This is a genomic window from Pseudomonas sp., assembly GCF_051660785.1.
GTDB lineage: Bacteria > Pseudomonadota > Gammaproteobacteria > Pseudomonadales > Pseudomonadaceae > Aquipseudomonas.
Window position 1 is genome coordinate 1 of the sequence record NZ_JBOFQE010000029.1, and the last position, 24,586, is coordinate 24,586.

The 24,586-nt window shown below is 60.2% G+C and carries 22 protein-coding genes; 3 read left to right on the forward strand and 19 right to left on the reverse strand.

The annotated features are described in order from the left end of the window. Nucleotides 1–306: 306 nt before the first annotated feature. The 6 genes from ACRC4F_RS07685 to ACRC4F_RS07710 form a co-directional block, all read right to left on the reverse strand. The gene (locus ACRC4F_RS07685; protein ID WP_438658769.1) at nt 307–1,239 is read right to left on the reverse strand and encodes a D-2-hydroxyacid dehydrogenase; all 933 of its coding nucleotides are present in this window, start codon (nt 1,237–1,239) and stop codon (nt 307–309) included. Between the two features lie 120 nt (nt 1,240–1,359). Next, nucleotides 1,360–1,653: a YcgL domain-containing protein gene (locus ACRC4F_RS07690; RefSeq protein ID WP_007898694.1), complete on the reverse strand. Its 294-nt coding sequence runs from the start codon at nt 1,651–1,653 to the stop codon at nt 1,360–1,362. Continuing rightward, nucleotides 1,650–2,783, reverse strand: coding sequence for a ribonuclease D (gene rnd / locus ACRC4F_RS07695; RefSeq protein ID WP_438658770.1), 1,134 nt, complete (start codon nt 2,781–2,783; stop codon nt 1,650–1,652). The genes ACRC4F_RS07690 and rnd overlap by 4 nt, the downstream gene beginning before the upstream one ends. 123 nt (nt 2,784–2,906) lie before the next feature. Beyond that, on the reverse strand, nt 2,907–3,560 hold the full coding sequence (locus tag ACRC4F_RS07700; RefSeq protein WP_438658771.1) for a class I SAM-dependent methyltransferase: 654 nt from the start codon (nt 3,558–3,560) through the stop codon (nt 2,907–2,909). Nucleotides 3,561–3,633: 73 nt separating this feature from the next. Further along, on the reverse strand, nt 3,634–5,283 hold the full coding sequence (locus tag ACRC4F_RS07705) for a phosphoethanolamine transferase (protein ID WP_438658772.1): 1,650 nt from the start codon (nt 5,281–5,283) through the stop codon (nt 3,634–3,636). Between the two features lie 179 nt (nt 5,284–5,462). Next, on the reverse strand, nt 5,463–6,845 hold the full coding sequence (locus ACRC4F_RS07710; protein ID WP_438658773.1) for a glutamine synthetase family protein: 1,383 nt from the start codon (nt 6,843–6,845) through the stop codon (nt 5,463–5,465). A 580-nt stretch (nt 6,846–7,425) separates the two neighbouring features. On the opposite strand from ACRC4F_RS07710, the gene ACRC4F_RS07715 reads away from it, so the two are divergent. Continuing rightward, nucleotides 7,426–8,616, forward strand: a complete 1,191-nt coding sequence (locus ACRC4F_RS07715) for a cyanate transporter (protein WP_438658774.1) — start codon at nt 7,426–7,428, stop codon at nt 8,614–8,616. Nucleotides 8,617–8,821: 205 nt separating this feature from the next. After that, nucleotides 8,822–9,757 (forward strand): LysR substrate-binding domain-containing protein, encoded by a 936-nt coding sequence (locus ACRC4F_RS07720; protein ID WP_438658775.1) that lies wholly within the window; start codon nt 8,822–8,824, stop codon nt 9,755–9,757. A gap of 3 nt (nt 9,758–9,760) precedes the next feature. Here the strand turns inward: ACRC4F_RS07720 and ACRC4F_RS07725 are convergent, their stop codons facing one another. The 6 genes from ACRC4F_RS07725 to ACRC4F_RS07750 all read right to left on the reverse strand — a co-directional run bounded on the left by ACRC4F_RS07725 (nt 9,761) and on the right by ACRC4F_RS07750 (nt 15,358). Then, nucleotides 9,761–10,126 (reverse strand): 5-carboxymethyl-2-hydroxymuconate Delta-isomerase, encoded by a 366-nt coding sequence (locus ACRC4F_RS07725; RefSeq protein WP_438658776.1) that lies wholly within the window; start codon nt 10,124–10,126, stop codon nt 9,761–9,763. 57 nt (nt 10,127–10,183) lie between these two features. After that, the gene (locus ACRC4F_RS07730; protein WP_438658777.1) at nt 10,184–11,110 is read right to left on the reverse strand and encodes a LysR substrate-binding domain-containing protein; all 927 of its coding nucleotides are present in this window, start codon (nt 11,108–11,110) and stop codon (nt 10,184–10,186) included. Between the two features lie 71 nt (nt 11,111–11,181). Then, entirely contained in the window at nt 11,182–13,296 is a 2,115-nt protein-coding gene (locus tag ACRC4F_RS07735) for a DUF6311 domain-containing protein (RefSeq protein ID WP_438658778.1), read from the reverse strand. After that, nucleotides 13,293–13,679: a GtrA family protein gene (locus ACRC4F_RS07740; RefSeq protein ID WP_438658779.1), complete on the reverse strand. Its 387-nt coding sequence runs from the start codon at nt 13,677–13,679 to the stop codon at nt 13,293–13,295. Before ACRC4F_RS07740 ends, ACRC4F_RS07735 begins: the two co-directional genes overlap by 4 nt. Then, nucleotides 13,676–14,386: a class I SAM-dependent methyltransferase gene (locus tag ACRC4F_RS07745; protein WP_438658780.1), complete on the reverse strand. Its 711-nt coding sequence runs from the start codon at nt 14,384–14,386 to the stop codon at nt 13,676–13,678. Before ACRC4F_RS07745 ends, ACRC4F_RS07740 begins: the two co-directional genes overlap by 4 nt. A 3-nt stretch (nt 14,387–14,389) precedes the next feature. Further along, nucleotides 14,390–15,358, reverse strand: coding sequence for a glycosyltransferase family 2 protein (locus ACRC4F_RS07750; RefSeq protein ID WP_438658781.1), 969 nt, complete (start codon nt 15,356–15,358; stop codon nt 14,390–14,392). Nucleotides 15,359–15,635: 277 nt separating this feature from the next. Between ACRC4F_RS07750 and ACRC4F_RS07755 the strand changes: the two genes are divergently transcribed. Further along, complete coding sequence (locus ACRC4F_RS07755) at nt 15,636–15,827, forward strand: YegP family protein (RefSeq protein ID WP_438658782.1); 192 nt, start codon at nt 15,636–15,638, stop codon at nt 15,825–15,827. 101 nt (nt 15,828–15,928) lie between these two features. On the opposite strand, the gene ACRC4F_RS07760 is transcribed toward ACRC4F_RS07755, so the two are convergent. From ACRC4F_RS07760 to ACRC4F_RS07790, 7 genes are all read right to left on the reverse strand, one after another. Next, a complete protein-coding gene (locus ACRC4F_RS07760; RefSeq protein ID WP_438658783.1) occupies nt 15,929–16,633 on the reverse strand; it encodes an NAD(P)H-dependent oxidoreductase in 705 nt (234 codons plus the stop codon). Between the two features lie 9 nt (nt 16,634–16,642). Beyond that, nucleotides 16,643–18,298 carry an ABC transporter ATP-binding protein gene (locus ACRC4F_RS07765; protein ID WP_438658784.1) on the reverse strand — a complete coding sequence of 552 codons (1,656 nt, stop codon included), beginning with the start codon at nt 18,296–18,298 and terminating at the stop codon, nt 16,643–16,645. A 2-nt stretch (nt 18,299–18,300) separates the two neighbouring features. After that, nucleotides 18,301–19,128: an ABC transporter permease gene (locus tag ACRC4F_RS07770; RefSeq protein ID WP_438658785.1), complete on the reverse strand. Its 828-nt coding sequence runs from the start codon at nt 19,126–19,128 to the stop codon at nt 18,301–18,303. Between the two features lie 3 nt (nt 19,129–19,131). Next, nucleotides 19,132–20,091 (reverse strand): ABC transporter permease, encoded by a 960-nt coding sequence (locus ACRC4F_RS07775; protein ID WP_438658786.1) that lies wholly within the window; start codon nt 20,089–20,091, stop codon nt 19,132–19,134. 166 nt (nt 20,092–20,257) lie between these two features. Beyond that, nucleotides 20,258–21,859, reverse strand: coding sequence for an ABC transporter substrate-binding protein (locus ACRC4F_RS07780; protein WP_438658787.1), 1,602 nt, complete (start codon nt 21,857–21,859; stop codon nt 20,258–20,260). A gap of 105 nt (nt 21,860–21,964) precedes the next feature. Further along, nucleotides 21,965–23,380 (reverse strand): aldehyde dehydrogenase family protein, encoded by a 1,416-nt coding sequence (locus ACRC4F_RS07785; RefSeq protein ID WP_438658788.1) that lies wholly within the window; start codon nt 23,378–23,380, stop codon nt 21,965–21,967. Then, complete coding sequence (locus ACRC4F_RS07790) at nt 23,373–24,563, reverse strand: pyridoxal phosphate-dependent aminotransferase (RefSeq protein WP_438658789.1); 1,191 nt, start codon at nt 24,561–24,563, stop codon at nt 23,373–23,375. The genes ACRC4F_RS07785 and ACRC4F_RS07790 overlap by 8 nt, the downstream gene beginning before the upstream one ends. Nucleotides 24,564–24,586 lie beyond the last annotated feature (23 nt).

The following is a 24,586-nucleotide window of genomic DNA, read 5'->3' on the forward strand; positions in this document are numbered from 1 at the left end:
CAGAAACGGTTAATCGGGCATTTTTATGAGTGTTCACTCGGGGCCTCCAGGTACTTGGTTTGGTTCGCACCTCCAATTTCCCGGAAAAGCCCCGAGTGAACAACCTACAGAGAGATCACAGCTAGCCTGCTAGCGATGAGGCCGGCACATTCAACATCAAGGTTGACTGACACACCGCCATCGCTAGCAGGCTAGCTCCCACAGTTGATTTTTGGTGTTCTCAAAATAGTGGATTCATCACAGATCCCCATGTGGGAGCAAGCTCGCTCCCACAGGTTTTGCACTCTGTTCGAGTAAGCGGTGGGCTCAGTAGCCGCGGTTGAAATCCACTTCTCCGCGCAATGCTTCTCCCGCCTGATACGCCCGCAGGTTGTCGACAAACAGGTTGACCATCATCGATGGCGAGGTCGGTGCCGAGCTGTGGCCGGTCAGCAGCAAGCCCCAGGCCGTCCAGAACGGATGACGCTGTGGCAGCGGTTCCTGGCGGCAGACATCAATTACCGCGCCTGCCAGATGCCCTTCTTTCAAGGCTTCCACCAAGTCTGCGTCGACCACGGCCACGCCACGCCCGACGTTGATGAACAACCCGGTCGGCTTGAACTGCTTGAACAGCGCCGCATCGTACAAATCGTGGGTGTTGGGGGTGTTGGGCAGCAGATTGATAACGAAATCCACTTCACCGACCAAGCGCGGCAAGTCCGCCAGTGCGCCGACTTCAACAAACGGCGCCTGCTCCCGGGCTTCGCTGGCGATGCCGTACAACTCAACCCCAAACGGCACGAGGAACTTTGCCACGGTCTGGCCGATGTCACCGGTGCCGACAATCAGCACCTTGCGCCCCGCCAGACTCTGGCCCTGGCGACTGTCCCACTTGCGCTCGACCTGGCTGACCAGCCGCGCCAGTACTTCGCGCTCGTGGCCGAGCATGTAGGTCAGGACGTATTCGGCCATGACCTGACCAAAAATCCCTACCGCACGGGTCAGGCGATAATCGCGGCGCAATCCGTCGGCCAGCAGTGGCGTGATGCCGGCCCAGGTCGATTGCAGCCATTGTGGCTGGTGGCCCTGGCGCAACAGGTTCGCCAACAGGTCCGGCTGGCCGAGCCAGATCGGGCAGTCGGCCGCCTGGCGAGCCAATTCTGCAGAGTCGCCGCTGGTCAGTACTTCCAGATCAGGCGCAGCCTGACGCAACAGTTGGGCGTACACAGGGTGGTCGTGTTCAGCAATCAGAACGCGCATGGTTCAAACCTTTCGAAAACAGTGCAGACGGCCGCCGACGGAGTATCGCTCCGTCGCCCTGGCCATCGCCAAAATCATTCCAGTGTTTCACACAGACTCTGAACAGAGCCTGTCTGCCGATCACATCGGGTCGTTGCGTCGCAGCAATTCTTCCGGCAAGTGTTCGATGTACTCGTCCTCGGCCGGCGGCATTTGCAAGTGGTAGCCCTGCTTCTCAAGGTTTTCCAGGACCACGGTGATGTCCTCGCGCGACAGTTTGCGCTCGGGGGTCAACACCAGATCGAATGCGTGATGAGGTTTGCCGAAGGCGGCCATCAGACTTTCCGGGACGCGCTCAAGTGCATCGCTCTTGAGCACATAGAGGTACATCTCGTTTTTCTTCAGGCTTCGGTAAATGGAGCAAATACGTTTCAAGGCTGTTCTCCGGCGGTGGCCAGGCTGTCGAGCAGCGCCTGGCCCATCAATTCGCGGCGCCAGCCACGCAGCGAATCAGGCAATTGGTAAGGACCGTTGGGGTAGCCGCTCTTGAGCAGCGCTTCCAGGGTTTTCTTGCGCAGCATCAGTTCCGGCGCAATGTTCAGGCGCTCGGCTTCGGCCTGGCCGATCGCACGCAGCTGTTTGACCAGGTTGGCGGCGTCTACCGGCAATGGCTCCGGCACGGCGGGCGGCCATTGATCTGGCGACACACTGCCAGAGCGCTTGATCAGATCAAGCAGAAATTCGCCGTCCTGACGCACGGTACGCGGGTGCATGTCTTCGATTTTCGCCAGCGCGCCGAGGTTGTCCGGCTGAGTCCGCGCCAGCGGCCACAGCGAATGTTCACGCACGATGCGGTTGCGCGGCAGGTCGCGGGCACGGGCCTCGCGTTCACGCCAGGCGCAGAGTTCACGCAATACGGCAAGTTGGGCGCGGGAAAGTTTCCAGGCCAGCTTGGCGTCGCGATAGACCTCGTACGGATCGATCTCACGGCGCAGGTTGGCCACCAGTTCGGCGCCGTCCTCCAACACCCAGGCGTACTTGTCATCAGACAGCTTCGGACGCAGCTGTACGAAAACTTCCGCCAGGTGCAAGGCATCCTCGGCGGCGTAGCTGATCTGGGTGTCGGACAGCGGACGCTGCAGCCAGTCGGAACGGGTCTCGCCCTTGGGCAGGTCGATGCCGAGCACTTCCTGCACCAATCGCGAATAACCCATCGAGAAACCGAGATTCAGGTAAGCGGCGGCCAGTTGCGTATCGAACAGCGGCGCCGGCAGGCTGCCGGTCAGGCGCAGCAACACTTCGAGGTCTTCGCTGCAGGCATGGACGACTTTGACCACGGCCGGGTTTTCCAGCAACGCGGCCAAAGGTTTCCAGTTGTCGATGGTCAGTGGGTCAATCAGGTAAGCGCGTACGCCATCGCCGATCTGCAGCAGGCCTGCAATCGGATAAAAGGTGTCGACCCGCATGAATTCGGTGTCGAGGGCAACGAATGGCAGCTTTTGCCACTCGGCGCAAAACTGACCGAGGCTATCGTTGTCGCGAATCCAGTGAATATCGATGGCCACACGGCTCTCCCTTGAAGAATGGCGCGCAGTATATATCGCCCCCGGCGATTTCCGCGCATCCACTGAACAAGAGCTTTAGCGAAAATGCCTGCCAGACGGCAAGAAATGTCTGACAAGCGGAAACTAACCGGCCTTACGCAGCACGTAGACCCGCATCCGTGCACAACCGGGCAGAAAGTCCTGATGACTGAGCAGGCTGAAACCTGCTTGCCTGAATTCGGCTTCGATATCAGCCTTGTCCGCCAGCTGCCGGGCGTTAGCACCTGATCGGCGAAGCTTGAAATGCGCATCGATCTGTACCGCCACAATCACCGTATCGCGACTCACACGGTGGAACTCCGCCAACAAGGCCAATCGATGCTCCGGGCGGTCGATGTGCTGAAACAGTTGCATGCAAAAAATGCAATCGACTGCGTTGGCCGACAATCCGAGGGTGAAGGCTGAACTGTGGAAGGTCTTGACCCGCGCGAGCAGGCTCTGCGAATGGTGAGTCTGGGCGTGATTGAGCATGTCCTGCGAATGATCGGACGCAAGAATCACGCGGTTCGCGTGCTCGACCAACACCGGCCAGTAACGTCCGGCGCCGCAGGCCACATCAAGCATCAAGCCCGGTTCGCCGGCGACCTTGAGCGCGTTGCGCACCAGCTGCTCGTCGCGCCAGAACGTCAGGCGCCCCGCCAGGCCACGCGGTCGCGGCTGAAGGCAGACGCGGCTGTGTTCCTGATCGTAGCGCCGGGCGAACTCAAGCTCGATGGCGGAGGGGGGCTGCGCGGACATGTGCAATGACTCTTGTAGGAATATGTACCGGCCGCAGGTTAACCACCGGCACGTGAAAAAAAGGTCGAGACGCTTACTCTTTGGCCAACACCCCGTCGATCACGGCCCCGCGGCAACCGGCAAACATGTCCAGATCCTGGTTGTAGACCTTGCTGTTGACCTCCAGCAGACCGAGCATCGAATGGAACAGGTTGTCCTGGCTCAGGGGCTTGTCGCGGCTCAGTTGCAGGCAATGAGTGTCCACCGAGAAGGATTTTTGGAAGCTGTCGGAGAACCACGCCAGCATCGCCACATGCTTCTGCTGATCCGGCGCCAGCATGTAAGGCGTGCCGTGGAGGAACAGGTTGTATTCGCCCAGGGATTCGCCGTGATCCGACAGATACAGCATGGCGGTATCGACTTTGTCCTGATTGCTGCGCAACAGATCGATGAGGGTCGAAAGCACGTGGTCGGTATACACCAGCGTGTTGTCGTAGCCATTGACGATACTTTCGCGGCTGCAATTGTTCAGTGCGTTGCTTTCACAGACAGGCGTGAAGTGTTCGTACTCTTTCGGGTAGCGCTTGAAGTATTCCGGGCCATGGCTGCCCATTTGATGCAGCACCAGCACGGTGTCTTTATCCAGGGTGTCGATGAAGTGCTGCAAACCTTGCAGGAGAATCTCGTCACGGCATTCACTGTTGGCGCACAGCACCGGGTCCTTCAAGTTGCTGACATCATCGAGGGTGACCCGGTCGCACGTGCCTTTACAGCCTGATTGATTGTCACGCCAGATCACGTCCAGTCCGGCACGCTTGAGCACGTCCAGCAAGCCCTCTTCGTTCTTCGCCGTGCTGGCGTTGTAATTCTTGCGGCCCATGTCGGAGAACATGCACGGCACCGAGACGGCTGTTTCCGTGCCACAGGAATGCACGTCGGTGAAAGCGATCAGGCCGGCTTCTTTATCCAGTTTGGGCGTGGTGTCGCGGTCGTATCCGAGGATGCCGAAGTTCTCGGCCCTGGCACTTTCGCCAACGACCAACACCGTCAGGGATTTACGGCCGTGGGTTTGCCAGGCGGGATTCCGCTGGGCGTCTTCGCCGATTTTGATGAAGGGTTGCCGGGCGGAGACGACTTGCTCACGCAGGTAACCAAACCCTGCACCGATGTAGTTACTCGGCACCAGCATCAGGCGAAGTTCATGGTGATTGCGAAACAACGAGGACAAGCCCTGATAGTTCACCAGTGCGACGCCACCGATGACCGCAACCGATGCGATACTCACCAACGCCTTACTGAACAACTCACGGTGCCAACGGCGATAACTAACCGGAACCTTCCACAACAAACATGAAGGTAAAACACCGAGCAACAGAATATAGACAAGCAACTTGATCGACAGTAAGTCACGTACTTCTGTCGTGTTGGTTTGCGCGAAGTTACGCAACATGCCGGTGTCCATCAGCACACCGTATTGACTCATGAAGTACGCCACTCCGGCACTGATCATGAAGATCAGTATCAAGACCGGTTTCATTACACGGCGGAACGCCAGAAAGGTCAGCACAATGTTGAAGGCCGCCAGAATCATCACGCCGAACGCGATGCGCATGGCGATGCCTTTACCGTCCGCGGCGGTGATATCAAACAGGTGCTGCCAGAGCACTAAGTTGAAGCCTGTCAAAAGATAGGCGCTGGCAATCAGTGTCACCCATTCCGGGCGCACGGGTTTGAACTTCAACATGATGGTCGGCTGTTCCTGAAAAGAAGTGCCTGCGGTAAATGTGAAAATTTCATTTACTGCGACAGCACTAACTTTAGGCAGCCAACCATCAATTTTTTGTGAAAAAGAAGCCAACGATTAGTTGGCTCCTGTTATTGAGTCGACACTTTTAACTTATTTGAGAATGGTTCAGCTTTTGTTCAGGCCTGATGCAAATACCAGCGCCAGTCCTGCTCCCCGACCTCGCCCATGAACTGCCGATACTCGGCGCGCTTCACCGCCAGGTACACGCCAAGGAATTCACCGCCGAACGCTTCCCGCGCCCAGGTCGAACCTTCCAGCGCCCTCAACGTAGTCAGCCAATCGGTTGGCAACAACTCCGTGGCCTGGGCGTAACCGTTGCCTTCCACGGGTGCGCCCGGATCGAGCCGTTCGCGAATGCCGCGATGGATGCCGGCCAGGATCGCTGCGGCCGCCAGATACGGGTTGGCGTCGGCACCGCAGATGCGGTGCTCGATGTGCCGGGAGAACGCTGGCCCGCCGGGTACGCGCAAACTCACGGTGCGGTTGTCCACCCCCCAGGTCGCTGCCAGCGGCGCGTAGCTGTTGGTCTGGAATCGGCGGTAAGAGTTGGCGTTCGGGCAGAACAACAGCAACGAATCGAGCAAAGTGCTGAGCATGCCGCCGACCGCGTGTTTGAGCAACGGCGTGCCGTCCGCGGACTCACTGGCAAACAGGTTGTTGCCGTCCTTGTCCGCCAGGCTGACGTGCATGTGCATGCCGGTGCCCGCCAGGTCATCGAACGGTTTGGCCATGAAGCAGGCGGCCATCCCGTGTTTGTGCGCGACGCCTTTGACCAGCCGTTTGTAGCGCACCGCTTCGTCCATCGCCTGCAAGGCGTCGGTGCGGTGCTCAAGGGTGATTTCCACCTGCCCCGGCGCGTATTCGGAAATCGCCGTGCGCGCCGGAATACCCTGCAATTTGCAGGCGCTGTAGAGATCCGCAAGGAACGGCTCGATCTGCTCCAGCTCACGCAATCCGTAGACTTGCGTCGAGCGCGGTCGTCCGCCATCGACGTCCCGCGCCGGTTGCGACCGACCGTTGCTGTCGCGTTGCTGATCGATCAGGAAGAACTCCAGCTCCGCCGCCATCACCGGGTAATACCCGTCGGCCTGCAGGCCTTCGATCACCTTCACCAGCAAATGTCGAGGGTCGGCAATCGTCGCGGGCATGCCTTCCTTCGGGTGCATGCTGACCTGCACCGCCGCCGTCGGAATCAACCGCCAGGGCATGCGCGTCAAGCTGCCGCTGATCGGGTACGCCCGGCAATCGATATCGCCGACGTCCCAGACCAGGCCTGAGTTTTCCACGTCATCGCCGTTGATGGTCAGGCCGAGAATGGTACTCGGCAACGGCCGGCCGCTTTCGTACACCGCCAGCAGTTCATCACGATGCAGCAACTTGCCCCGGGGCACGCCGTTGTTGTCGAGGATGAACAACTCGAACATCTCGATATCCGGGTTCTGTTCAAGAAAGGTCTGGGCTTCTTGCTGTGTGGCGAAGGAGGTTGTGGCACTGCTCATGGGAATTCTCTTGTTTCCGCGTAGGCAAACGCGCAGGCGCTGCCGGTCTGATCCCGGCGCACAGCGCGGGACCTGTCAGAAGAATCAACGGGAAAGGCAGGAATCCGGTGGGCGCGCGTGGCGACAGTGCCATAACGCCCAGAAGGCTAGTTCGGAGGGAAGTGCGACGGGGCAACCGTCCATAGAAATAACCGCTGAAAACAGATGAGCAGCAGCGTCACACGGGCGGTCAGGTCGTTAAATCGGGATTTGAAGAACTTTGGGTGTGGATGGACTAAACAATCAAATCCCCAAACACCCAGTATTCCCCCTCAAGGAGCGCACCTTTGTGGCGAGGGGATTTATCCCCGTTCGGCTGCGAAGCAGTCGTAAACCCGGACCACTCGGTTTGCCTGAACGGTCGCGGGGGCTGCTTCGCAACCCAACGGGGATAAATCCCCTCGCCACAAAGGCTCGCTCCTACAAAGGGTCTGTGTTGCGGCGAAGGTATTTAATTTTTAAATACCGCTGCGGACTATCTGATTTGCGGTCCCCTGCCCTCGCGCGCCTAATCGGCCCCTGATTATTCAAGGTCCGATTGATGGAACACGTTCGCGCCACTTCCCGCCCTGCCCTCTGGCTAATGCTCAGCATCATTCTCGTCGCCTTGAATCTGCGGCCGTCGATGGCGGCGGTCGGGCCCTTGTTGTCGGCCATTCGCGCAGACATCCCGTTGAGTTTCAGCCTGGCCTCGCTGCTGACCATGCTGCCCGTCATGGCCATGGGGCTGGCGATGTTCTTTGGCCTGAGCGTCAGCCAGCGCCTCGGCGAACAGCGCACGGTGGTGATTTCGCTGCTGATCATTGGCCTGGCCACGGTGTCGCGGCTGTTCGTGGACTCGGCAGCCGAACTGATCCTCAGCGCCATGCTGGCCGGTGTCGGTATTGCGCTGATCCAGGCATTGATGCCGGCACTGATCAAATCCCGCTTCAGTGACAACGTTGCCGTGTGCATGGGGCTGTACGTGACGTCGATCATGGGCGGTGCGGCGATTACTGCATCGTTTGCCCCTTTGGTGATGACCCGCACCGGCAGTTGGCGTATGGGGTTGGCAATCTGGGCCGCGCTGGCGCTGGTGGCATTGCTGTGCTGGACTCTCGGGCGTCAGGGGACATCGGCGCCACCGTCAGCACCACGCGAGACATCCCTCTTCACTAATTCCCGTGCCTGGTTACTCGCAATCTTCTTCGGTTTGGGCACCGCGTCCTACACCTGTGTGCTGGCCTGGCTCGCGCCGTACTACGTGGAAAAAGGCTGGAGCGAACAGAACGCCGGTTTGCTGCTGGGCTTCTTGACGGCCATGGAAGTGGTGTCCGGGCTGGTGACCCCCGCCCTCGCCAACCGCAGCCGTGACCGGCGCCTGGTGCTGGTGGTGTTGCTGGCGCTGATCATGGCCGGTTTCTGCGGGCTGATCCTCAGCCCGCAACGCCTCAGCCTGCTCTGGCCGTGCCTGCTGGGGCTGGGCATTGGCGGACTGTTCCCGATGAGCCTGATTGTGTCGCTGGATCACCTCGACAACCCGCAACGCGCCGGCGGGCTGACGGCCTTCGTCCAAGGCATCGGCTACCTGATCGCCGGCCTCTCGCCGCTGATGGCCGGAATGGTCCGCGATCATCTGGGCAGTTTCGAATGGGCCTGGTGGTGCCTGACCGGTGTCATGGCGCTGATGATGTTGATGGCCTTGCGCTTCAATCCGCAGCATTACGCCCGGCAATTTCCTGCAGCGGCTTGAGCACCCGTTTCATCAGCGTTCAGGAGTAAAGGCCTCTGGCCATGTTTTGTGGGATTAAATTCATAAGTCGTGTTCGGAACATTTTCTGTCCCACAAGTGACCGTGAAACATCCTACGGGGCATTCTCCTGGCACCATCGTTCCGTTAGGATCGTTCGCACACGTTTGCGCACAGTCAGCGCAAGGAGCACAGCGAGACGGAATGGATGCTGAACAGTAACTTGCTAAGAAAGCTCGATATGCAGGACCTCATGGTGTTTATCGCCGTGTACGAGCAAAGCAGCGTCACCGGTGTGTCTGAAGCGCTTTGTGTCAGTCAGTCCACCGTGAGTTACTGCCTGAAAAAGCTGCGCACCAGTTTTGAAGACGAGTTATTCATCAATACCCGAACGGGTATGCGCCCCACGTACAAGGCCGGCACGATGTATACGCATGTGCTGAAGATCCTTGAAAGCATCAACCTCTGCCATGCCGGCACCCCGGCGTTCGATCCGACCCTGCAAGCGGTCACATTTAATATCTGCGCACCGGAATACTTCGAGCAGTTGATTCTGCCGCGCTTGTTGAAAAGCTTCGATTTCGCCGACCTGCCGGTCATCGTCAACATGCACAAGTTCGAAACCGACATACCGGCAGAAGAGCTGCGCGATGGCAGCCTCGATCTGGTGATTTGTTTCGGCCCGCATTTTCATCGCGGCCACGCCGACTTCAAATCCCGGATATTGCTGGAAGATGAACTGGTCTGCGTCTTCGACAAACGTGCCACGCCACTGGAACCGCGTTTAAGCCTGCAAGCGTTTGTCGAACGCCGGCATGTGTTTCCGACGCCCTGGACGTCCACCACCAACATGATCGATGGCTGGTTGGCACAACAGGCGCACAAACGGCAGGTTGCCGCGCGCTCGAACAGCTACAGCGCGGCGCTGAAAATGATCACCGGCACCGACTTCATCCTGACGCTGCCCCGCCGCATCCAGCAATTGCTGGCCAACGAGGCTGTTTTCAATCACTGCGAAGCGCCCAACGGCTTGCCGGGGTTCACCCTAGACATGCAGTGGAGTCAAAACGTCGATCAGGACAGCGCCAACACCTGGCTGCGCGAGCAAATCATTAAGGCCTGCGCCGAGCAGGATATGGCCTGAAATTCAGTGGCCGACGGCCGTCTTGGTGTAGGACTCTCGATCGATGTCGAGGATCTCTACACACAACTGGACCTCGACCCCGGTCGGCCACTCACACAACTCCTGCACCACGGCCAGCAAGCTATCGGACAGCTGCTTTTTGATCTGCGGCGGGCGACCACTCAGCAGCGCCAGCTTCACATGCACAAACGCCCTCTCCCCCATCGCCGTGCCGACCTTGAACGTCTCGACCTTCACTGCGCGGCTCTTGATGTCGAACTCCGCAGCAAACTGACCGGAAGCCACCAATGCATTATTGAGCCGAATCAACGCCACGTCGGCGTTCAGTCCGGGCAGGTTGGCGGTGTATTCCATGTGCAGGTGGGGCATGGCTTGGCTCCTGAAGCGTGTTGGAAAAGTCCTACATATAACACAGCGCTGTCTGACTCATCCGGACAGCGGCAATTCCGGGCGCTCACTCATGAACGCCTCCAGGCGTGCGCGCAACCAGCGTTCGGCCGGATCGGTATCGACATGGCTGAGCCAAACCATAGACAAGTCCAGCGTCGGGGTCTTGAACGGAAAGGCCTCCTTGAACAATTGCCCTGAGGCGGCCATCGCCTCGGCGGCGTAATCCGGCAGGCTCGCGATCAGGTCGGTGCCGGCGAGCAAGGCCGGCAATGAACTGTATTGCGGCACCGACAGCACGACCTGGCGCGTGCGGCCGATGTCCGCCAGCCATTCATCGGCGTAGCCACTGACGTTGGCGGTGTGCGATACCAGCACGTGCGGGCGCGCACAATATTCATCGAGGGTCAGCGGAGTGTCCGAGGCATCGGCGCGCAAAATGCTCGGCTGGATGTGCCGCAGCAATTTGCGTTTGGCATTGGCCGGCAGGCCGCGGGTCTGGCTGATGCCGACGGTGATATCACCGGAGGCCAGCAAGTCGGGAATGCGCCAGTAATCGACATGTTGCACCACGAACACCACTTTCGGCGCTTCCTGGCGCAGGGCGCGCAATAGGGGCGGCAGCAGCCCGAACTCGACATCGTCCGACAGCCCGATGCGAAAGGTCATGGTGCTGCTGGCCGGGTCGAAATCGTGGGTCAGGCTCAGGGCCACCGACAACGAATCCAGCGCTGGCGACAGGTGCAGGATGATTTCCTCGGCTCGTGCGGTCGGTTCCATGCGATGCCCGACGCGAATGAACAGAGGATCGTTGAACATCGTCCGCAGACGGTTGAGCGCGGCACTGATGGTCGGTTGGCCGAGGAACAGCTTCTCCGCCACCCGTGTCACGTTGCGCTCGAGCATCAACGTTTCGAACACCACCATCAGGTTGATGTCAGCCTTGCGCAGTTCGTTGCGATTCATTCCTTGCCCCCGGTCCTAACACTTCAGGCAGTGTAGAAAGGCGCGACGGGGGCGTCTACGTGCGTCGGCCCTCAATTGACCGTCAAGGTCTTCAACCCGAGCGCGAGCTGGCGAACGTCCTGGCCGAGCCCGAACTGTTTCGGGCTGACGGCGTCGGCAAACTGCAGTTGCAACCTCAAGACACCCTGGCTCGACACCCGTTGTTGCATCTCCGTCGAGAGAGGAACGTCGATCACGTTGCCATCGGCCTGCTCAAGCTGGGCGTTTGTCGCCGTCAGGCCGTTGATGCTGATCATCACACGCTGACGTGCATGGCCAGGAGGCAGGAACGCCGTGGTCTCCAGACGCAAGGAATGCACGAGCGACGGGACGCGGAACATCACTTCAGCATCGGGCCCCTTGGACCAGACACCCCAGGGCTCAGTCTCGGACCAGCCCTTGGCCAACAGCGCCCCGCCCTTGTTGCCGTAAGTGAACAACGTTTTTTGCCCGGGTTCGAGGGACGGCACCAAGTCCAGCGGATTGATTTGCGCAGTCGCCTGCAAGCAGGAACTGCACTGTTTCCAGCCCGGAGCCAGTACCGTGAACCCGTCAATCCGGGCGAAGAGATCCGTTTGAGTATTGATGTTTCTCACGGACTGGATCAACGCACGCTCATCGAGCAGGTACAACGAGTCGACATCGTACTTGCCCGAGGCCATCTCACGAGCCGTCTGCTGCTCGGATTCAATCCAGTTGGCGGTATCCACCCGTCCAAGGTAAACGGCATTTGTCGCCAGGCCATGGGCGCCGGCAAAATCAGCCACCGACATCCACTTCGGCGACAGATTCTGCGGAACGATCCAGCGAATGTTCTTGTAATGGGCCGCCGCGCTCTCCCAGAACGGATCGACCATGGGCGACGCCCACTTCGTCGCCGGCTCCATCATCAATTGCTTGCGCACCCCGACCCAGCCGGCATGAGTGTCCAGAATCTGTATCAGCAGCGCCAGTGACAGCAGGCTCAAGGCTGTGCGCGGCGTATTGGCGCGGATGACCAGGAAAATGATGGCGATGATAATCGCGTAGTACACCGGCCAGAACATGCGCCCCGAGGCGCGGAAGATGTTGGCGATGGAAATCACCACGGGCGGTAGCGGATAGGTGAACTCCAGCAAGCCCAGCGCGACATGGTTAGAAACAGCGAACACCGTGAGCCCTGCCAACGCCAGCAGCAAAAAGGGTCGCCGCCGTACGTGTTGCCCGAAGCCGGTGTTGCCTTGAAGCAGACCGACCACGGCGCAGATGCCCAGCGTGATCAGCCCGAGGCCCAGAAAGACAAACCCTTCGCCGTCACCGAACCCTTGAACGCCAGGCAGATCCTTCAGCACATAGGACCAATTCCCCGAGTCGAACAGTGACAGCAGGTTCATGCCGTAGATGCCGAAACCGCCGGAGATCGCACCTTCGGCGCCCACCGAAAAATACCCGGCCTGCCAACAGCAAAAACTGACCAGCGAAAACAGGGCAAGAAACTCGATGACCGCTGATCGCAGCGTCAGTTTCTTCTTGAAATACCCGGCTGCCAGATCGGCGATCCAGATCAGCGCAACCATCGCCAGAAAGTACGCATGGACCAACGCGGCAGCGGCCAGCAACGCCCCCCAGGCCAGACGTCGGTGGCGCAGGTGCGGGTGCAGGTTCAGGTAAAACGACGCCAGCACCAGAAAATGCCCGCCCAGGGACAAATGGAAAGGCATGCGCATGAGCATCGGCGGCACAAAGACAAACAACGCCGTGCCCACGGCACGCACACCCACGTGGGAGGACATCAGCCCCACCACTTTCCAGGCGAACCACGCCTGCAGGACGAAGCAGGTCAGGAACCAGAGGCCGAAATACTGAAAAGGTGTCGGTAACAGCGCCGCGAAGGGTTTGAACAGGAAAGCCAGCAGCGGATTGGAATCAGAAAAAATGATGCCATTGCCCAACTCCATTCCATAGGAGGGGTTGAGCCCTATGGGAAAAGTCCACGGCGACTGGCGGAAAAACACCCATCCCAGGTAGTGCGTCGCCGGATCACCATTCCCCAACCAGGCGATGTTCTGCGGATTCAGCGCCCTGGGTCCGATGATGAGGAAAAAGGCCACGACACCGATCAACAGGGGCACCAGGTTGAGCGGCAGGCGTTTAGCGAAATCCTTCATCGGTACGTCCAGAAGTTATGCAATACAAAGGTGAAAGCCGGAAGGGTCAGCGCCACCGCGCCGATCCCCAGCAAATAATGCAGCCCGGCCATTTGCGCGGCCCAGGCCACCAGCATCGCCAGCAGAAACCCGGCAACGGAGACCATCATGAAGCGCAGCAGCGTCCGGCCATGCAATCGGGCGGAAAAGCTCCAGGTGGTATTGATCAGGTAAGACACCACGGTGGCCACGGCAAACGCCGCGCCGTTGGCTAAGGGCGGAAGAGGCAACACGTAGTTGATGAACAACACGGCCACCATCGCGTGCAGGGCCGTGACGAACAACCCGGTCACGGCAAAGCGCAGGCCACGCTGGATCAGGGCGGATTTTTCAGCTGACGTCACGGCTTTTGCGCCAGGACAAACACCGTCAAACCGGCCAGGCGATTCGCGCCCATGAACGGCAGTTCGACGCTGCACAACGTCTTCAGAATCGCATTCACCAGCGGATGGTGCTGCTTGAGTTGCGAGCGCGGGGGTGACGGTTGCGCACCTTTGGGCAGCAAGCGCAGGGTAGCGGCAATCGGGAACACCAGACCGAAATAGTAAGCCCCCTGCTTCACGTCCAAGCCGGCCTCCCGAGCCACTGTCTCTAGCTGCGGCAAGGTGTAGCGGCGCTTGTGATCGAGGAAGTCATCGTGCCCGCTCCAGAGAAACCGGAACGCCGGCACCGTCATCAGGAAACGGCTGCCGGACGGGACTTTATCGACGTAGGCCTTGAGCAGGCCGACGTCGTCATCAACATGTTCCAGCACGTCCATCAGCAGCACCAGATCGGCGTCCACCGAGTCGATGCCGCGACGGTAATGCACCGGTTTACCGGCGGTGGTGGTGTCCGAATCGGCGTCGTAACTGATGTCGACACACCACGCTTCACGGGCCACTGAATGCGTCAGCAGATAGTGGGAAAAGAACCCCGAGCCTGCGCCCACGTCGAGAATCCTTTTGATCGGCGTGCTGCCCAGCATTCGCGTCGTGGCCGCCGCTTTCGAGGCGTAATACCAATGTTGGTCAATGCTTGAACCGAGGATGTCGGTTTCCTTGAGATCCATGGTTCAGTCCTTGGGGTCATAGACTCGCCGCACCAGATACACCGGGCGGCGTTTTGACTCGATGTAGGTCCGGCCCAGGTATTCGCCCAGTACGCCGATGCCGATCAATTGCAGGCCGCCCAGAAACGTGACGGCGACCATCAGCGAGGCATAACCCGGCAGATCGACACCGGAGATCAAGGTGCGCAACACGATGAAAATGGCGAAGGAAAAAGAGATCAGCGAAACGAACAGCCCCAGATACGTCCAGATGCGCAGCGGTTCAGTGCTGAAACTGGTGATGCCCTCCAGGGCAAAATTCCACAAGCGCCAGCCGTTGAACTTGGTCGCACCCGCCACTCGCTCCGGGCGGTCATAGTTCACATGGGTGGTGCGGAACCCGACCCAGGCGAACAGGCCTTTCATGAACCGCCGCGATTCTGGCAACGTTTGCAGCGCATCGACCACGCAGCGGTCCATCAGCCGAAAATCGCCGACGTTTTCCGGAAGGTGTTGTTCAGCGATTCTGTTGTGCAGGCGGTAGAACCAGTTGGCCGAGGTTTGCTTGGCCCAGGAGTCGTCCTTGCGACTCACACGATGGCCCAGCACCACTTCGTAGCCTTCACGCCAGCGGGCAATCATTTCGAGGATGACTTCAGGTGGGTCCTGCAAGTCGGCATCGATCGGCACCACCACCTGGCCGGTGGAGGTCTGCAAGCCTGCGGTCAAGGCCGCTTCCTTGCCGAAATTACGGCTCAGATCGACGATGCGCAGGCGCGGGTCGGTCTGTTGACGCTCCAGCAGAAGTTCGAGTGTGGTGTCGGTGCTGCCGTCATTGACGAACACCATTTCCAGACCGATCAGCGCCTCATCCTTGAAGACGTCAGTGATCCGCGCGATGAACAAATCAATGGTCGCCGCTTCATTGAACACCGGTATCACAAGCGAAAGCTGCAAATGCCCGGCCAGTTGCGTTCCGTGCTGATGAGTCAATTGATTGCTCTTTTTTATAGTGATTTTTCTACAATCCGAGGCTGCCGACAGCTGCTCGACGCCATGAGCCGTGTCGTATTAAGCAGGACCGAGGGAGGTGATGCAAGGGCGAAACTGCGGGGGTTTTGGCCATTCGCGCCGGCTCGGTAGAGTCAGCTGAAATATTTTCAAATGCCTGGAAACAAATGCCTGATGGTCAAAAAAGCCAGCTCCGCTAGGCTTGCCCCCGATGCGTCACACAGGTTGTCGCAATTACCCATCGCATGGAGCGAGCAGTATGTATTTCGAGATCTACAGGCAATCCAGAGGCATGCCGAGCACCGGAAAAGGACAATGGCGCTGGCGCCTGAGGGCGGGGAACCACGAGACGATCGCCAGTGGCGAGTCGTACGTGAACAAGGCGGATTGCCTGCATGCCATCGGGTTGATCAAAGGGGTTGAGGGTGAGACCCCGGTGAAGGAGATCTAAGCCTGAGGCCAATGCCGAAGCTGTTCAGAGATTGTGAACAGCTTCGGCATTTTTGGTTGCACTCACTGGCCCCATCGTCGGAACGCCGCAGACCGATCAACTTAGACAGGCAACGGATACAACGCCTCATCAAACTGCGACAACCGCGGAAATTGCATCGGCTGATCATCACTCAGGTGTTCAAGACGCTGCTGATAACTGTGCAGGAAATCCTTGCGCGCTTCATCGCTGATGTACGGCACATGCCAGGCCACAAACGGTTCCAGCACATCAAACCCGACATAGGCCAGCGTGCCGCGCAGGATCGGCCGCAGCATATCTTCCAACGGACCGTGAATCGCGCCATCCCCGAACATATGCTCACGGCCGCCCAAGGTGACCGTCACCAGCGCCTTCTTGCCGCTCAAGCCACCCTGGTCGTAAAACCGCTTGCCGCCGTAGCAGATCCCCGACACCAACACCCGGTCAATCCAGCCCTTGAGCATCGCCGGGGCCGAGAACCAGAAAATCGGGAAGTTCAGAATTAGCAAGTCAGCCCACAACAGTTTGTCGAGTTCCTGCTGGATGTCCGGCGCCAGCGACTGGCTCTTCACACCCAGGCGTTGCTCCAGCGCATACACCAGGTACTCGGGGTTCTCTCGGGAAGAAAAGTCATCGGCGCTGGCCACCGGGTTCCAGTTCATCGCGTACAGGTCGCTGACCTGGACCTCATGCCCTTGGGCCTCAAGTGTCGCCATCGCCTGGTCACGCAGGGCGGCGGTAAAGGATTTCGGCTCCGGGTGAGCGTGGACAATCAGAACTTTCATGGCAATTCCCTAAACGTTTACAGGTTTTGAATCGGAGGACGATAACGCGCGTGTGGCCAGCAACCGGTCGAGCCAGTCGGGGTCCATTTGCGGTTCGGATGAAAACAGCAGGCCGGTGTAATCCTGATGCGGCGGGGTGAAAATGGCGCTGCGCGAACCGTGGTCGACCACCCTGCCCCGCTGCATCACCAACACCTCATCGGCAATCGCCCGGACGGTGGCGACATCATGGGTGATGAACAGATAAGCGACGCCCAGTTGCTGCTGAATCCGGTTGAGCAGTTTCAGCACGCCTTCGGCCACCAGTTGATCCAGCGCCGAGGTCACTTCGTCGCAAATAATCAATTGCGGATCGGCCGCTAGCGCACGAGCGATACAGACACGCTGCTTCTGCCCACCGGACAGCTCTCGGGGTTGACGCTCCATGAACACCGCCGGATCGAGCTCGATCATCTCCAGCAACTCGGCGACCCGCGCCCGCATCGCCTTGCCCCTGAGCCCCAGGTAAAACGTCAGCGGCCGACCGATGATGTCGACGATGCGCTGACGCGGGTTCAGTGCCGTATCGGGGATTTGGTAGATCATCTGGATGCGCCGCAGTTGCTCCTTGCTGCGCTGGCGAAAGTCCGAGGGCAGCGCCTCGCCGTCATACAGCACCTGACCCGCCGTCGGCGGCAGCAGGCCGGTGATCAATCGCGCGGTCGAGCTTTTGCCGCTACCGGACTCGCCGATCACCGCCAAAGTCTGGCCGCGATACAGCTTCAGCGAGACATCGTGCAACACCGGTTGATGACCATAACTGGCGCAGCTTTTGCGCAATTCCAGCAGCGGTTTTTCCTGCTGCGGGCACGGTTTGGGCTCGGTGCGAAAGCTGCGCACCGCCCACAGGGACTTGGTGTAATCCTCTTGCGGATCGCCGAGCATCTTGCGGGTTTCCGCTTCCTCCACCAGTTTGCCGTGGCGCAGCACCATGATCCGGTCGGCCATTTGTGCAACCACCGCCAGGTCGTGGCTGATGTAGATCGCCGCGCTGCCATAGGTCGCCACCGCATCGCGAATAGCCGCCAGCACTTCAATCTGCGTGGTGACGTCGAGGGCGGTGGTCGGCTCGTCGAAGATGATCAGGTCAGGATGGCAGGCCATGGCCATGGCCGTCATGACCCGCTGCAACTGCCCGCCGGACACCTGATGCGGATAACGCTGGCCAATCTGTTCCGGATTCGGCAAGCGCAGCACCCGATACAACTCCACCGCTTCCGCCATCGCCTGGGCGCGGCTCATGCCACCGTTTTTAACGGCGGTTTCCACATGCTGATCAATCAAGCGATGGGCCGGGTTGAATGAAGCGGCAGCACTTTGCGCGACGTAGGCGATCCGCAGGCCACGCAGCTTTCGCAGCGCTTCGGGCTTGGCGCGTAGCAGGTCGATGCCGTCGAACTGCACCGAGCCACCAGTGATCCGGCAACCGTCGCGGGTGTAGCCCATAGCGGCCAGGCCGAGGGTCGACTTGCCGGCCCCCGACTCGCCGATCAGCCCCAGCACTTCGCCCCGTTGCAGGGTCAGGTCGATGCCCTTGATCAGCGGATGCCAGGCGTCTTCGTAATGACCTTCGATGCGCAGATCACGGATTTCCAGCAGCGGCTTTTCGTTGTTGGACGAGGTCATGTTCAGCACTCCTTGAGGCCGCTGGATTTATGCAGCATCCAGTCGACGACGAAGTTGACGCTGACCGTGATCAACGCCACGGCCAGGGCGGGCAGGAAGGGGCTGACGTCGCCGAAAGTAATCAGCACTGCGTTGTCGCGGACCATGCTGCCCCAATCGGCGGTGGGCGGTTGAATGCCCAGGCCAAGAAACGACAGCGCGCTGATGAACAAAAACACGAAGCAGAAGCGCAGGCCGAATTCGGCAATCAACGGCGCAGCGGCGTTGGGCAACACTTCGCGGGTCACCAGCCACCACAGGCCTTCACCGCGCAGGCGTGCGGCTTCGACGAAGTCCTGCACCACCACGTTCATCGCCACCGCCCGTGACAGGCGAAACACTCGTGTCGCATCCAGCAGCGCGATCACCAACACCAGCGAAGTCGCTGTGGTGCCGACCACACTGAGGATCAGCAAGGCGAAGATCAGCTGCGGAATCGCCATCAGGATATCGACGACCCGCGACAAGCCCTGATCGACCCAGCCGCCCTTGATTGCCGCGATCAACCCACTCAAGCCGCCGAGCAGGAATGCCAGCACCGTGGTCAGGAAGGCAATGCCCAAGGTGTTGCGTGCGCCGTAAACCAGGCGGCTGAACATGTCGCGGCCAAGGTTATCGGTGCCCAGCAGAAACTCGCCGCTCCACGGCGCAAAGCCCTCGCCGACCACTTGGGTTTCGCCATACGGCGCCAGCAACGGGGCGAACAGCGCCACGAGGATGTACAGGATGATCACCAGCATTCCGAACTGGGCACTCAGCGGTGCCCGGACCAATTGTTTGAGCAGGCTCATGTTCTACCCCTTCGGATGCATCAGGCGTGGGTTGCTGGCGATTGAAAGCACATCCGCCGTGGTGTTGAGCAGGATGTAGGTCGCCGCGAAAATCAGGCTGCAGGCCTGGACTACCGGGATGTCACGCTTGGCCACCGAGTCCACCAGCAGTTGGCCGAGGCCGGGGTAGACGAACACCACTTCGACCACCACCACGCCGACCACCAGGTAGGCGAGGTTCAGCGCCACCACGTTGACGATCGGCGCCAGGGCGTTGGGCAAGGCGTGGCGGAAGATGATGCGCGACTGGCTGATGCCCTTGAGCCGGGCCATTTCAATGTACGGGCTGGCCAGCAGGTTGATCAGCGAGGCGCGGGTCATGCGCATCATCTGCGCGATCACCACCAGGCTCAGGGTCGCGACCGGTAGCACCGAACGTTCGAGCACGGTGCCAAACGAGGCGTCCGGTGCCAGGTTGGAAATGCTCGGGAACCAGTTGAGCTTCACCGCGAACACCAGGATCAGGAGGTAGGCAACGAAGAACTCCGGGAACGACACTGCGCTCAAGGCGCTGGTGTTGAGCAAGCGGTCGAACCAGCTGTTGCGATACAGCGCCGCGAGCATCCCCAGCAACAACGCGAGCGGCACCGACACCAATGCCGCCAGCGCCGCCAGGCTGAAGGTGTTGCCCAAGCGTGAAGCGACCAGATCGGCGATGGGCCGCTGGTTGGCCAGCGAGACGCCGAGATCCCCTTGCAGCAGGTTCCAGATCCAGTGGCCGAAGCGGGTCAGCGGCGGCAGGTCCAGACCCAGTTGGGTACGGAACGCCGCAACGGTTTGCGGGGTGGCGGATTGGCCGAGCATGGCCTGGGCGATGTCACCCGGGAGCATGCCGACGGCGAGGAAGATAATGACTGATACCGCGAAGAGCGATAACAGACCCAATGCCAAACGCTGCGCCAACAGTTTGAAAATACTATTCATCATGCGGTTCCTTGAATCGGGCACGCTTGCGAAAACTGCGAATCTCCAATGTGGGAGCGAGCCTGCTCGCGATGGCGGTGTGACATGCAACATCGATCTTGGATGTGCTGGCCTCATCGCGAGCAGGCTCGCTCCCACAATTGATCTTCACTGGTTTGGAGATTCCTTACGCCTGCCACCAGCGCTCGATCACGCGCAAGCCATCCAGTTCGCCATACGGCGCAGTCTGGCCGCCATGCGCGACACGGTTCGAGCGCGCCGCCACCGAGCTGGCAAACAACGGCACAATCGCCCCGCCATCGTCCCGGCACAGCGACTGCATTTCGTTGTACATCTCGCGGCGCAACGGGTCGTTCATCTCACCGCGGGCGGCGTTCAGCAGTTGGTTGAAGCGCGGGTTGTCCCAATGGGTTTCGTTCCAGGCCGCGCCTTTGGCGTAACCGATGCTGAACATCCGGTCGGCGGTCAGGCTGCTGTACCAAAAGGATGTGGTGAACGGTTGTTTCATCCAGACGTTGGAGAAGAAGCCATCCGCCGGCTCACGAACCACATCGATATCGATCCCGGCCTGACGCGCCTGCTCCTTGAACAACACCGAGGCATCCACCGCGCCGCTGTACGCCGCGTCGGACGCTTGCAGCTTGACCTTGAGCGAATCGACGCCGGCCTGACGCAAGTAGAAACGCGCCTTGTCCGGGTCGTAAGTGCGTTGCTCCAGCGCCGTGTTGATAAAGCGGCTGCCGGGCTGGATCGGGTGGTCGTTGCCCACCAGGCCATAGCCATACAGCACCGAGGCCAGCAGGGTTTCGCGATTGATCGCGTGCTTCATCGCCAGGCGGATGTTGCTGTCCTTGAACTGCTGGCTGTCGCACAACATCGGGAAGGTGTAGTGCTGCGCGCCCTTGGTTTCTTCGATCACCAGGTTCGGATTGCGCTTGAGCAAGGCCACGGTTTTCAGGTCGACCTTGTTGATCACATCGACTTGCCCGGTGACCAGCGCGTTAATCCGCGCTGCGCCGTCGGCAATCGCAATCAGCTCGGCGCTGGCAAAATGCGCCCGACCCGCTTTCCAGTAATCCGGGCTGCGTTCCAGGCCCATACGCACGCCCGGTTCGAAGTCCTTGAGGCGATAACCGCCGGTGCCGACGCCAGCCTGCCAGTCCGCCACACCGTCCTTGGCCGGCATGATGACCAAGTGGTAATCGGCGACCACATAGGAAAAATCGGCGTTGCCCGACTTCAGTTCAAACACCACGCTGTCCGTGCCCTGGGCGCTGACCTTGGCGACGTCGCCCAACACGGTCTTGGCGGCAGAGGTGGATTTCTCGCTGAGGTGATGCTGGATCGAGGCGACCACGTCGTCGGCAGTCAGGGTTTTGCCGTTGTGGAAGGTCACGCCCTGACGCAGTTTGAAGGTCCAGATACGCGCGTCTGGCGTCGACGTCCAGCTCTCGGCCAGCTCCGGGATCGCGCTGCCGTCGACGGCGATTTCAGTGAGGGTGTTATAGACCGCGGAGAAGCCGACGAAGGTGAACGTGTCGACCCAGGAGCCCGGGTCTTTTGAGTCGGTGGTGCTGGCGCCCGCCAGGCCGAGGCGCAATACGCCGCCCGGTTTGGGTGTGGCTTCCTGGGCGAAGGCGCCCATCGGCAAGCCCATGGAAAACGCCCCGGCGACAGCTGCAGCAGTGGCGCTGTACCGAAGGAAGTCGCGCCGCGGAAAACTGAATTCATGGTTCGCTTGAGTAATGTTGTTTTTGTTATCGCTCATTGCATTGCCCCTGATCACAAGCAAGTTAGTAATGAATTACCGGTTTGAAACCACGCAAGGCACCGGGCCATGGCCCGGTGCGCAGATCGTTTGAATCGCCAAAGGTCACACTTGAATCGCCTTCACTTCGACAAACTCGTTGAGCCCTTCTTCTCCCCATTCCCGTCCATTGCCCGACTGTTTGTAGCCACCGAACGGCGCCTGATAATTGAACGCCGCGCCGTTGAGAAAGCATTGCCCGGCGCGTAGCTGGCGGCCAAGTTGCAAGGCACGTTCAGTGCTGGAAGCCCAAACTCCGCTGGACAAGCCGAACGGCGAATCGTTGGCAATTTGAATCGCTTGCGCTTCATCCGTGTAAGGAATCAGGCACAGCACCGGACCGAAGATTTCTTCCTGGGCGATGCGCATGCGGTTGTCGACATCGGCAAACAGCGTCGGGCTGACGTAGTAACCGCGCTCGAAGGCGTGCGCCGTATCGCCACCACACAGCAGTCGCGCACCTTCCTGTTGGCCGACTTGAATGTAGTCACGCACCGTGCGCCGTTGCGCCGCTGAACACATCGGCCCAAGGAAGCTTTGCGGGTCCAGCGGATCGCCCATGCGCAGGCTTTGGGTTTCGGCAATCGCCAGTTCCACCGCCTCGGCGTAACGACTGGCGGGCAGCAACATGCGGGTCAACGCGGTGCAGGTCTGCCCGGAGTTGATCATCACGTCTTGTACGCCGTAGCGCACGGCGGCGGCCAGGTCCGCGTCTTCGGCAATCAACAACGCCGACTTGCCGCCCAGCTCCAGGCACACACGCTTCACCGAAGGTGCCGCCGCCTGCGCCACGCGCACCCCGGCACCGGTTGAGCCGGTGAACGAGACCATGTCCACGTCCGGGTGTTTGGCCAGTGCTTCGCCGACCTTTGAACCCGGTCCGCTGACCAGGTTGAACACCCCCGCCGGCAAGCCGATGGCTTCGATCATTTGCGCCAGCAAAAACGCATGCAGCGGCGTTTCCTGACTCGGCTTGACCACCACGGTGCAACCGGCGGCCAGCGCCGGTGCGAGCTTGCCGATCAGCTGATGCAGCGGGTAATTCCACGGGTTGATGAAGGCGCACACACCGACCGCTTCGCGGATCACCAGCGAATTGCCGACCTCGCGCACTTCATCCATCAAGCCGGCGAGTTCGACGTATTGCTCCAGGCCGATGATGGGCCCGTCGACCTGCACCGAACGGCACCATTGCACCGGCATGCCCAGTTCAGCGGTGATGACCGCGGCCATCTCGTCGGCCCGCTCGCGCAACTGCCCGGCGAGCGCTCGGATGTATCCGGCGCGAACACTTGAAGGCGTGCGCGACCATGGACCGAACGCTCTGCGTGCGGCGGCCACCGCGTTGTCGACATCACGCTCATCGCCCAGCGGCACCGAACCTGCCACTTCTTCAGTGGCCGGGTTGATCACCTCGGCGATGCCTTGGCCCGAGGGGGTCTGCCAGCGGCCATCGATAAACAGCGTCTTGTGGTTATGCATAGACTTGGGCTTCCATCAGTTCAGTGGCGCAACGGGTGATTCGTTGGCAGGCGTCACGCAAGGGTTCTGCGCCCAACACCAGCCCCAGACGGATATGCCCGGCGGCGCTCGGGCCGAAGGCTTCACCGGCCAGGACCGAGACGCCATGGCGGTCGAGCAAGCGGTCGGCAAACGCCTGGGCACTGAGCCCGGTGTCGCGGATATCGACCATCACGAACATCCCGCCATCGGGCTTCAAGGCACGCACGCCGGGGCAGTCGGCCAGGCATTCGCAGACCAGATCGCGGCGTTGGCGATAGGCTTCGCGCATCGCTTCCAGTTCCGGCAGGTTGCTTTCCAGCGCGACGACGGCGGCGTCCTGCACGAAGTCCGGTAGACCGTAGAGCATGCACAGCGCGAGGTTTTCCAGGTGCTCGGCCAGAGCGGGTGGCGCGATCGACCAGCCGATGCGCCAGCCAGTCATGGCATGGGATTTCGACAGACTGTTAAGCGTCGCAGTGCGCTCGGCCATGCCCGGCAGACTGGCCGGGCTGATGTGTTCGCCGTTGTACAGCAGCTCGCTGTAGACCTCATCGGAAATCAGCCACAGGTCGTGGGCGATGCACAGCTGCGCCAACGCCTGCCACGTGCTGCGCGGCAAACTGGCACCCGACGGGTTGTGCGGACTGTTGAGCACCAGCGCCCGAGTGCGCGGCGTGATGCGGGCCGCGACGTCTTCGGGCAACACCCGAAAACCGTTTTCGGAACGCACCGGCACTGGAATCACCACCGCGCCACAGGCACCGAACACGGCTTCATAGGTGACGTACATCGGTTCGGCGACGATCACTTCATCGCCCGGATTCAGTACGCACTGAGCCACGCAGAACAACGCGCACTGTGCCCCGGCGAGCACGGTGACCTGATCCGCCGAGACCTGCTGACCGCTGCGTTTTCCGTAGTGTTTAGCGATGCTTTCACGCAGCGCACGTTTGCCGCGCACATCGGCGTAGTGGGTGTTACCGGACAACAGGCTGTCGATGGCCGCCTGCACAATCGGTACCGGGGTGTCGAAATCCGGATCGCCGACGGACAGCAGCAGAATGTCTTCACCCTGTTCCAGCAGCGCCAGTGCGCGGTAATGAATGCCCCAGGCGGCAGCGCCGTCACCGGCGATACGTTGAGTCAGGTCGGAAAAGCGCATGGCGGTAGCCCTTTCAAAAATTG

Excerpts from the sequence above, each read along its gene's own strand:
- ACRC4F_RS07685 (WP_438658769.1), bottom strand. The coding sequence starts at position 1,239 with ATGCGCGTTCTGATTGCTGAACACGACCACCCTGTGTACGCCCAACTG.
- ACRC4F_RS07700 (WP_438658771.1), bottom strand. The coding sequence starts at position 3,560 with ATGTCCGCGCAGCCCCCCTCCGCCATCGAGCTTGAGTTCGCCCGGCGC.
- ACRC4F_RS07705 (WP_438658772.1), bottom strand. The coding sequence starts at position 5,283 with ATGTTGAAGTTCAAACCCGTGCGCCCGGAATGGGTGACACTGATTGCC.
- ACRC4F_RS07710 (WP_438658773.1), bottom strand. The coding sequence starts at position 6,845 with ATGAGCAGTGCCACAACCTCCTTCGCCACACAGCAAGAAGCCCAGACC.
- ACRC4F_RS07715 (WP_438658774.1), top strand. The coding sequence starts at position 7,426 with ATGGAACACGTTCGCGCCACTTCCCGCCCTGCCCTCTGGCTAATGCTC.
- ACRC4F_RS07720 (WP_438658775.1), top strand. The coding sequence starts at position 8,822 with ATGCTGAACAGTAACTTGCTAAGAAAGCTCGATATGCAGGACCTCATG.
- ACRC4F_RS07725 (WP_438658776.1), bottom strand. The coding sequence starts at position 10,126 with ATGCCCCACCTGCACATGGAATACACCGCCAACCTGCCCGGACTGAAC.
- ACRC4F_RS07730 (WP_438658777.1), bottom strand. The coding sequence starts at position 11,110 with ATGAATCGCAACGAACTGCGCAAGGCTGACATCAACCTGATGGTGGTG.
- ACRC4F_RS07735 (WP_438658778.1), bottom strand. The coding sequence starts at position 13,296 with ATGAAGGATTTCGCTAAACGCCTGCCGCTCAACCTGGTGCCCCTGTTG.
- ACRC4F_RS07745 (WP_438658780.1), bottom strand. The coding sequence starts at position 14,386 with ATGGATCTCAAGGAAACCGACATCCTCGGTTCAAGCATTGACCAACAT.
- ACRC4F_RS07755 (WP_438658782.1), top strand. The coding sequence starts at position 15,636 with ATGTATTTCGAGATCTACAGGCAATCCAGAGGCATGCCGAGCACCGGA.
- ACRC4F_RS07760 (WP_438658783.1), bottom strand. The coding sequence starts at position 16,633 with ATGAAAGTTCTGATTGTCCACGCTCACCCGGAGCCGAAATCCTTTACC.
- ACRC4F_RS07765 (WP_438658784.1), bottom strand. The coding sequence starts at position 18,298 with ATGACCTCGTCCAACAACGAAAAGCCGCTGCTGGAAATCCGTGATCTG.
- ACRC4F_RS07770 (WP_438658785.1), bottom strand. The coding sequence starts at position 19,128 with ATGAGCCTGCTCAAACAATTGGTCCGGGCACCGCTGAGTGCCCAGTTC.
- ACRC4F_RS07775 (WP_438658786.1), bottom strand. The coding sequence starts at position 20,091 with ATGAATAGTATTTTCAAACTGTTGGCGCAGCGTTTGGCATTGGGTCTG.
- ACRC4F_RS07780 (WP_438658787.1), bottom strand. The coding sequence starts at position 21,859 with ATGAGCGATAACAAAAACAACATTACTCAAGCGAACCATGAATTCAGT.
- ACRC4F_RS07785 (WP_438658788.1), bottom strand. The coding sequence starts at position 23,380 with ATGCATAACCACAAGACGCTGTTTATCGATGGCCGCTGGCAGACCCCC.
- ACRC4F_RS07790 (WP_438658789.1), bottom strand. The coding sequence starts at position 24,563 with ATGCGCTTTTCCGACCTGACTCAACGTATCGCCGGTGACGGCGCTGCC.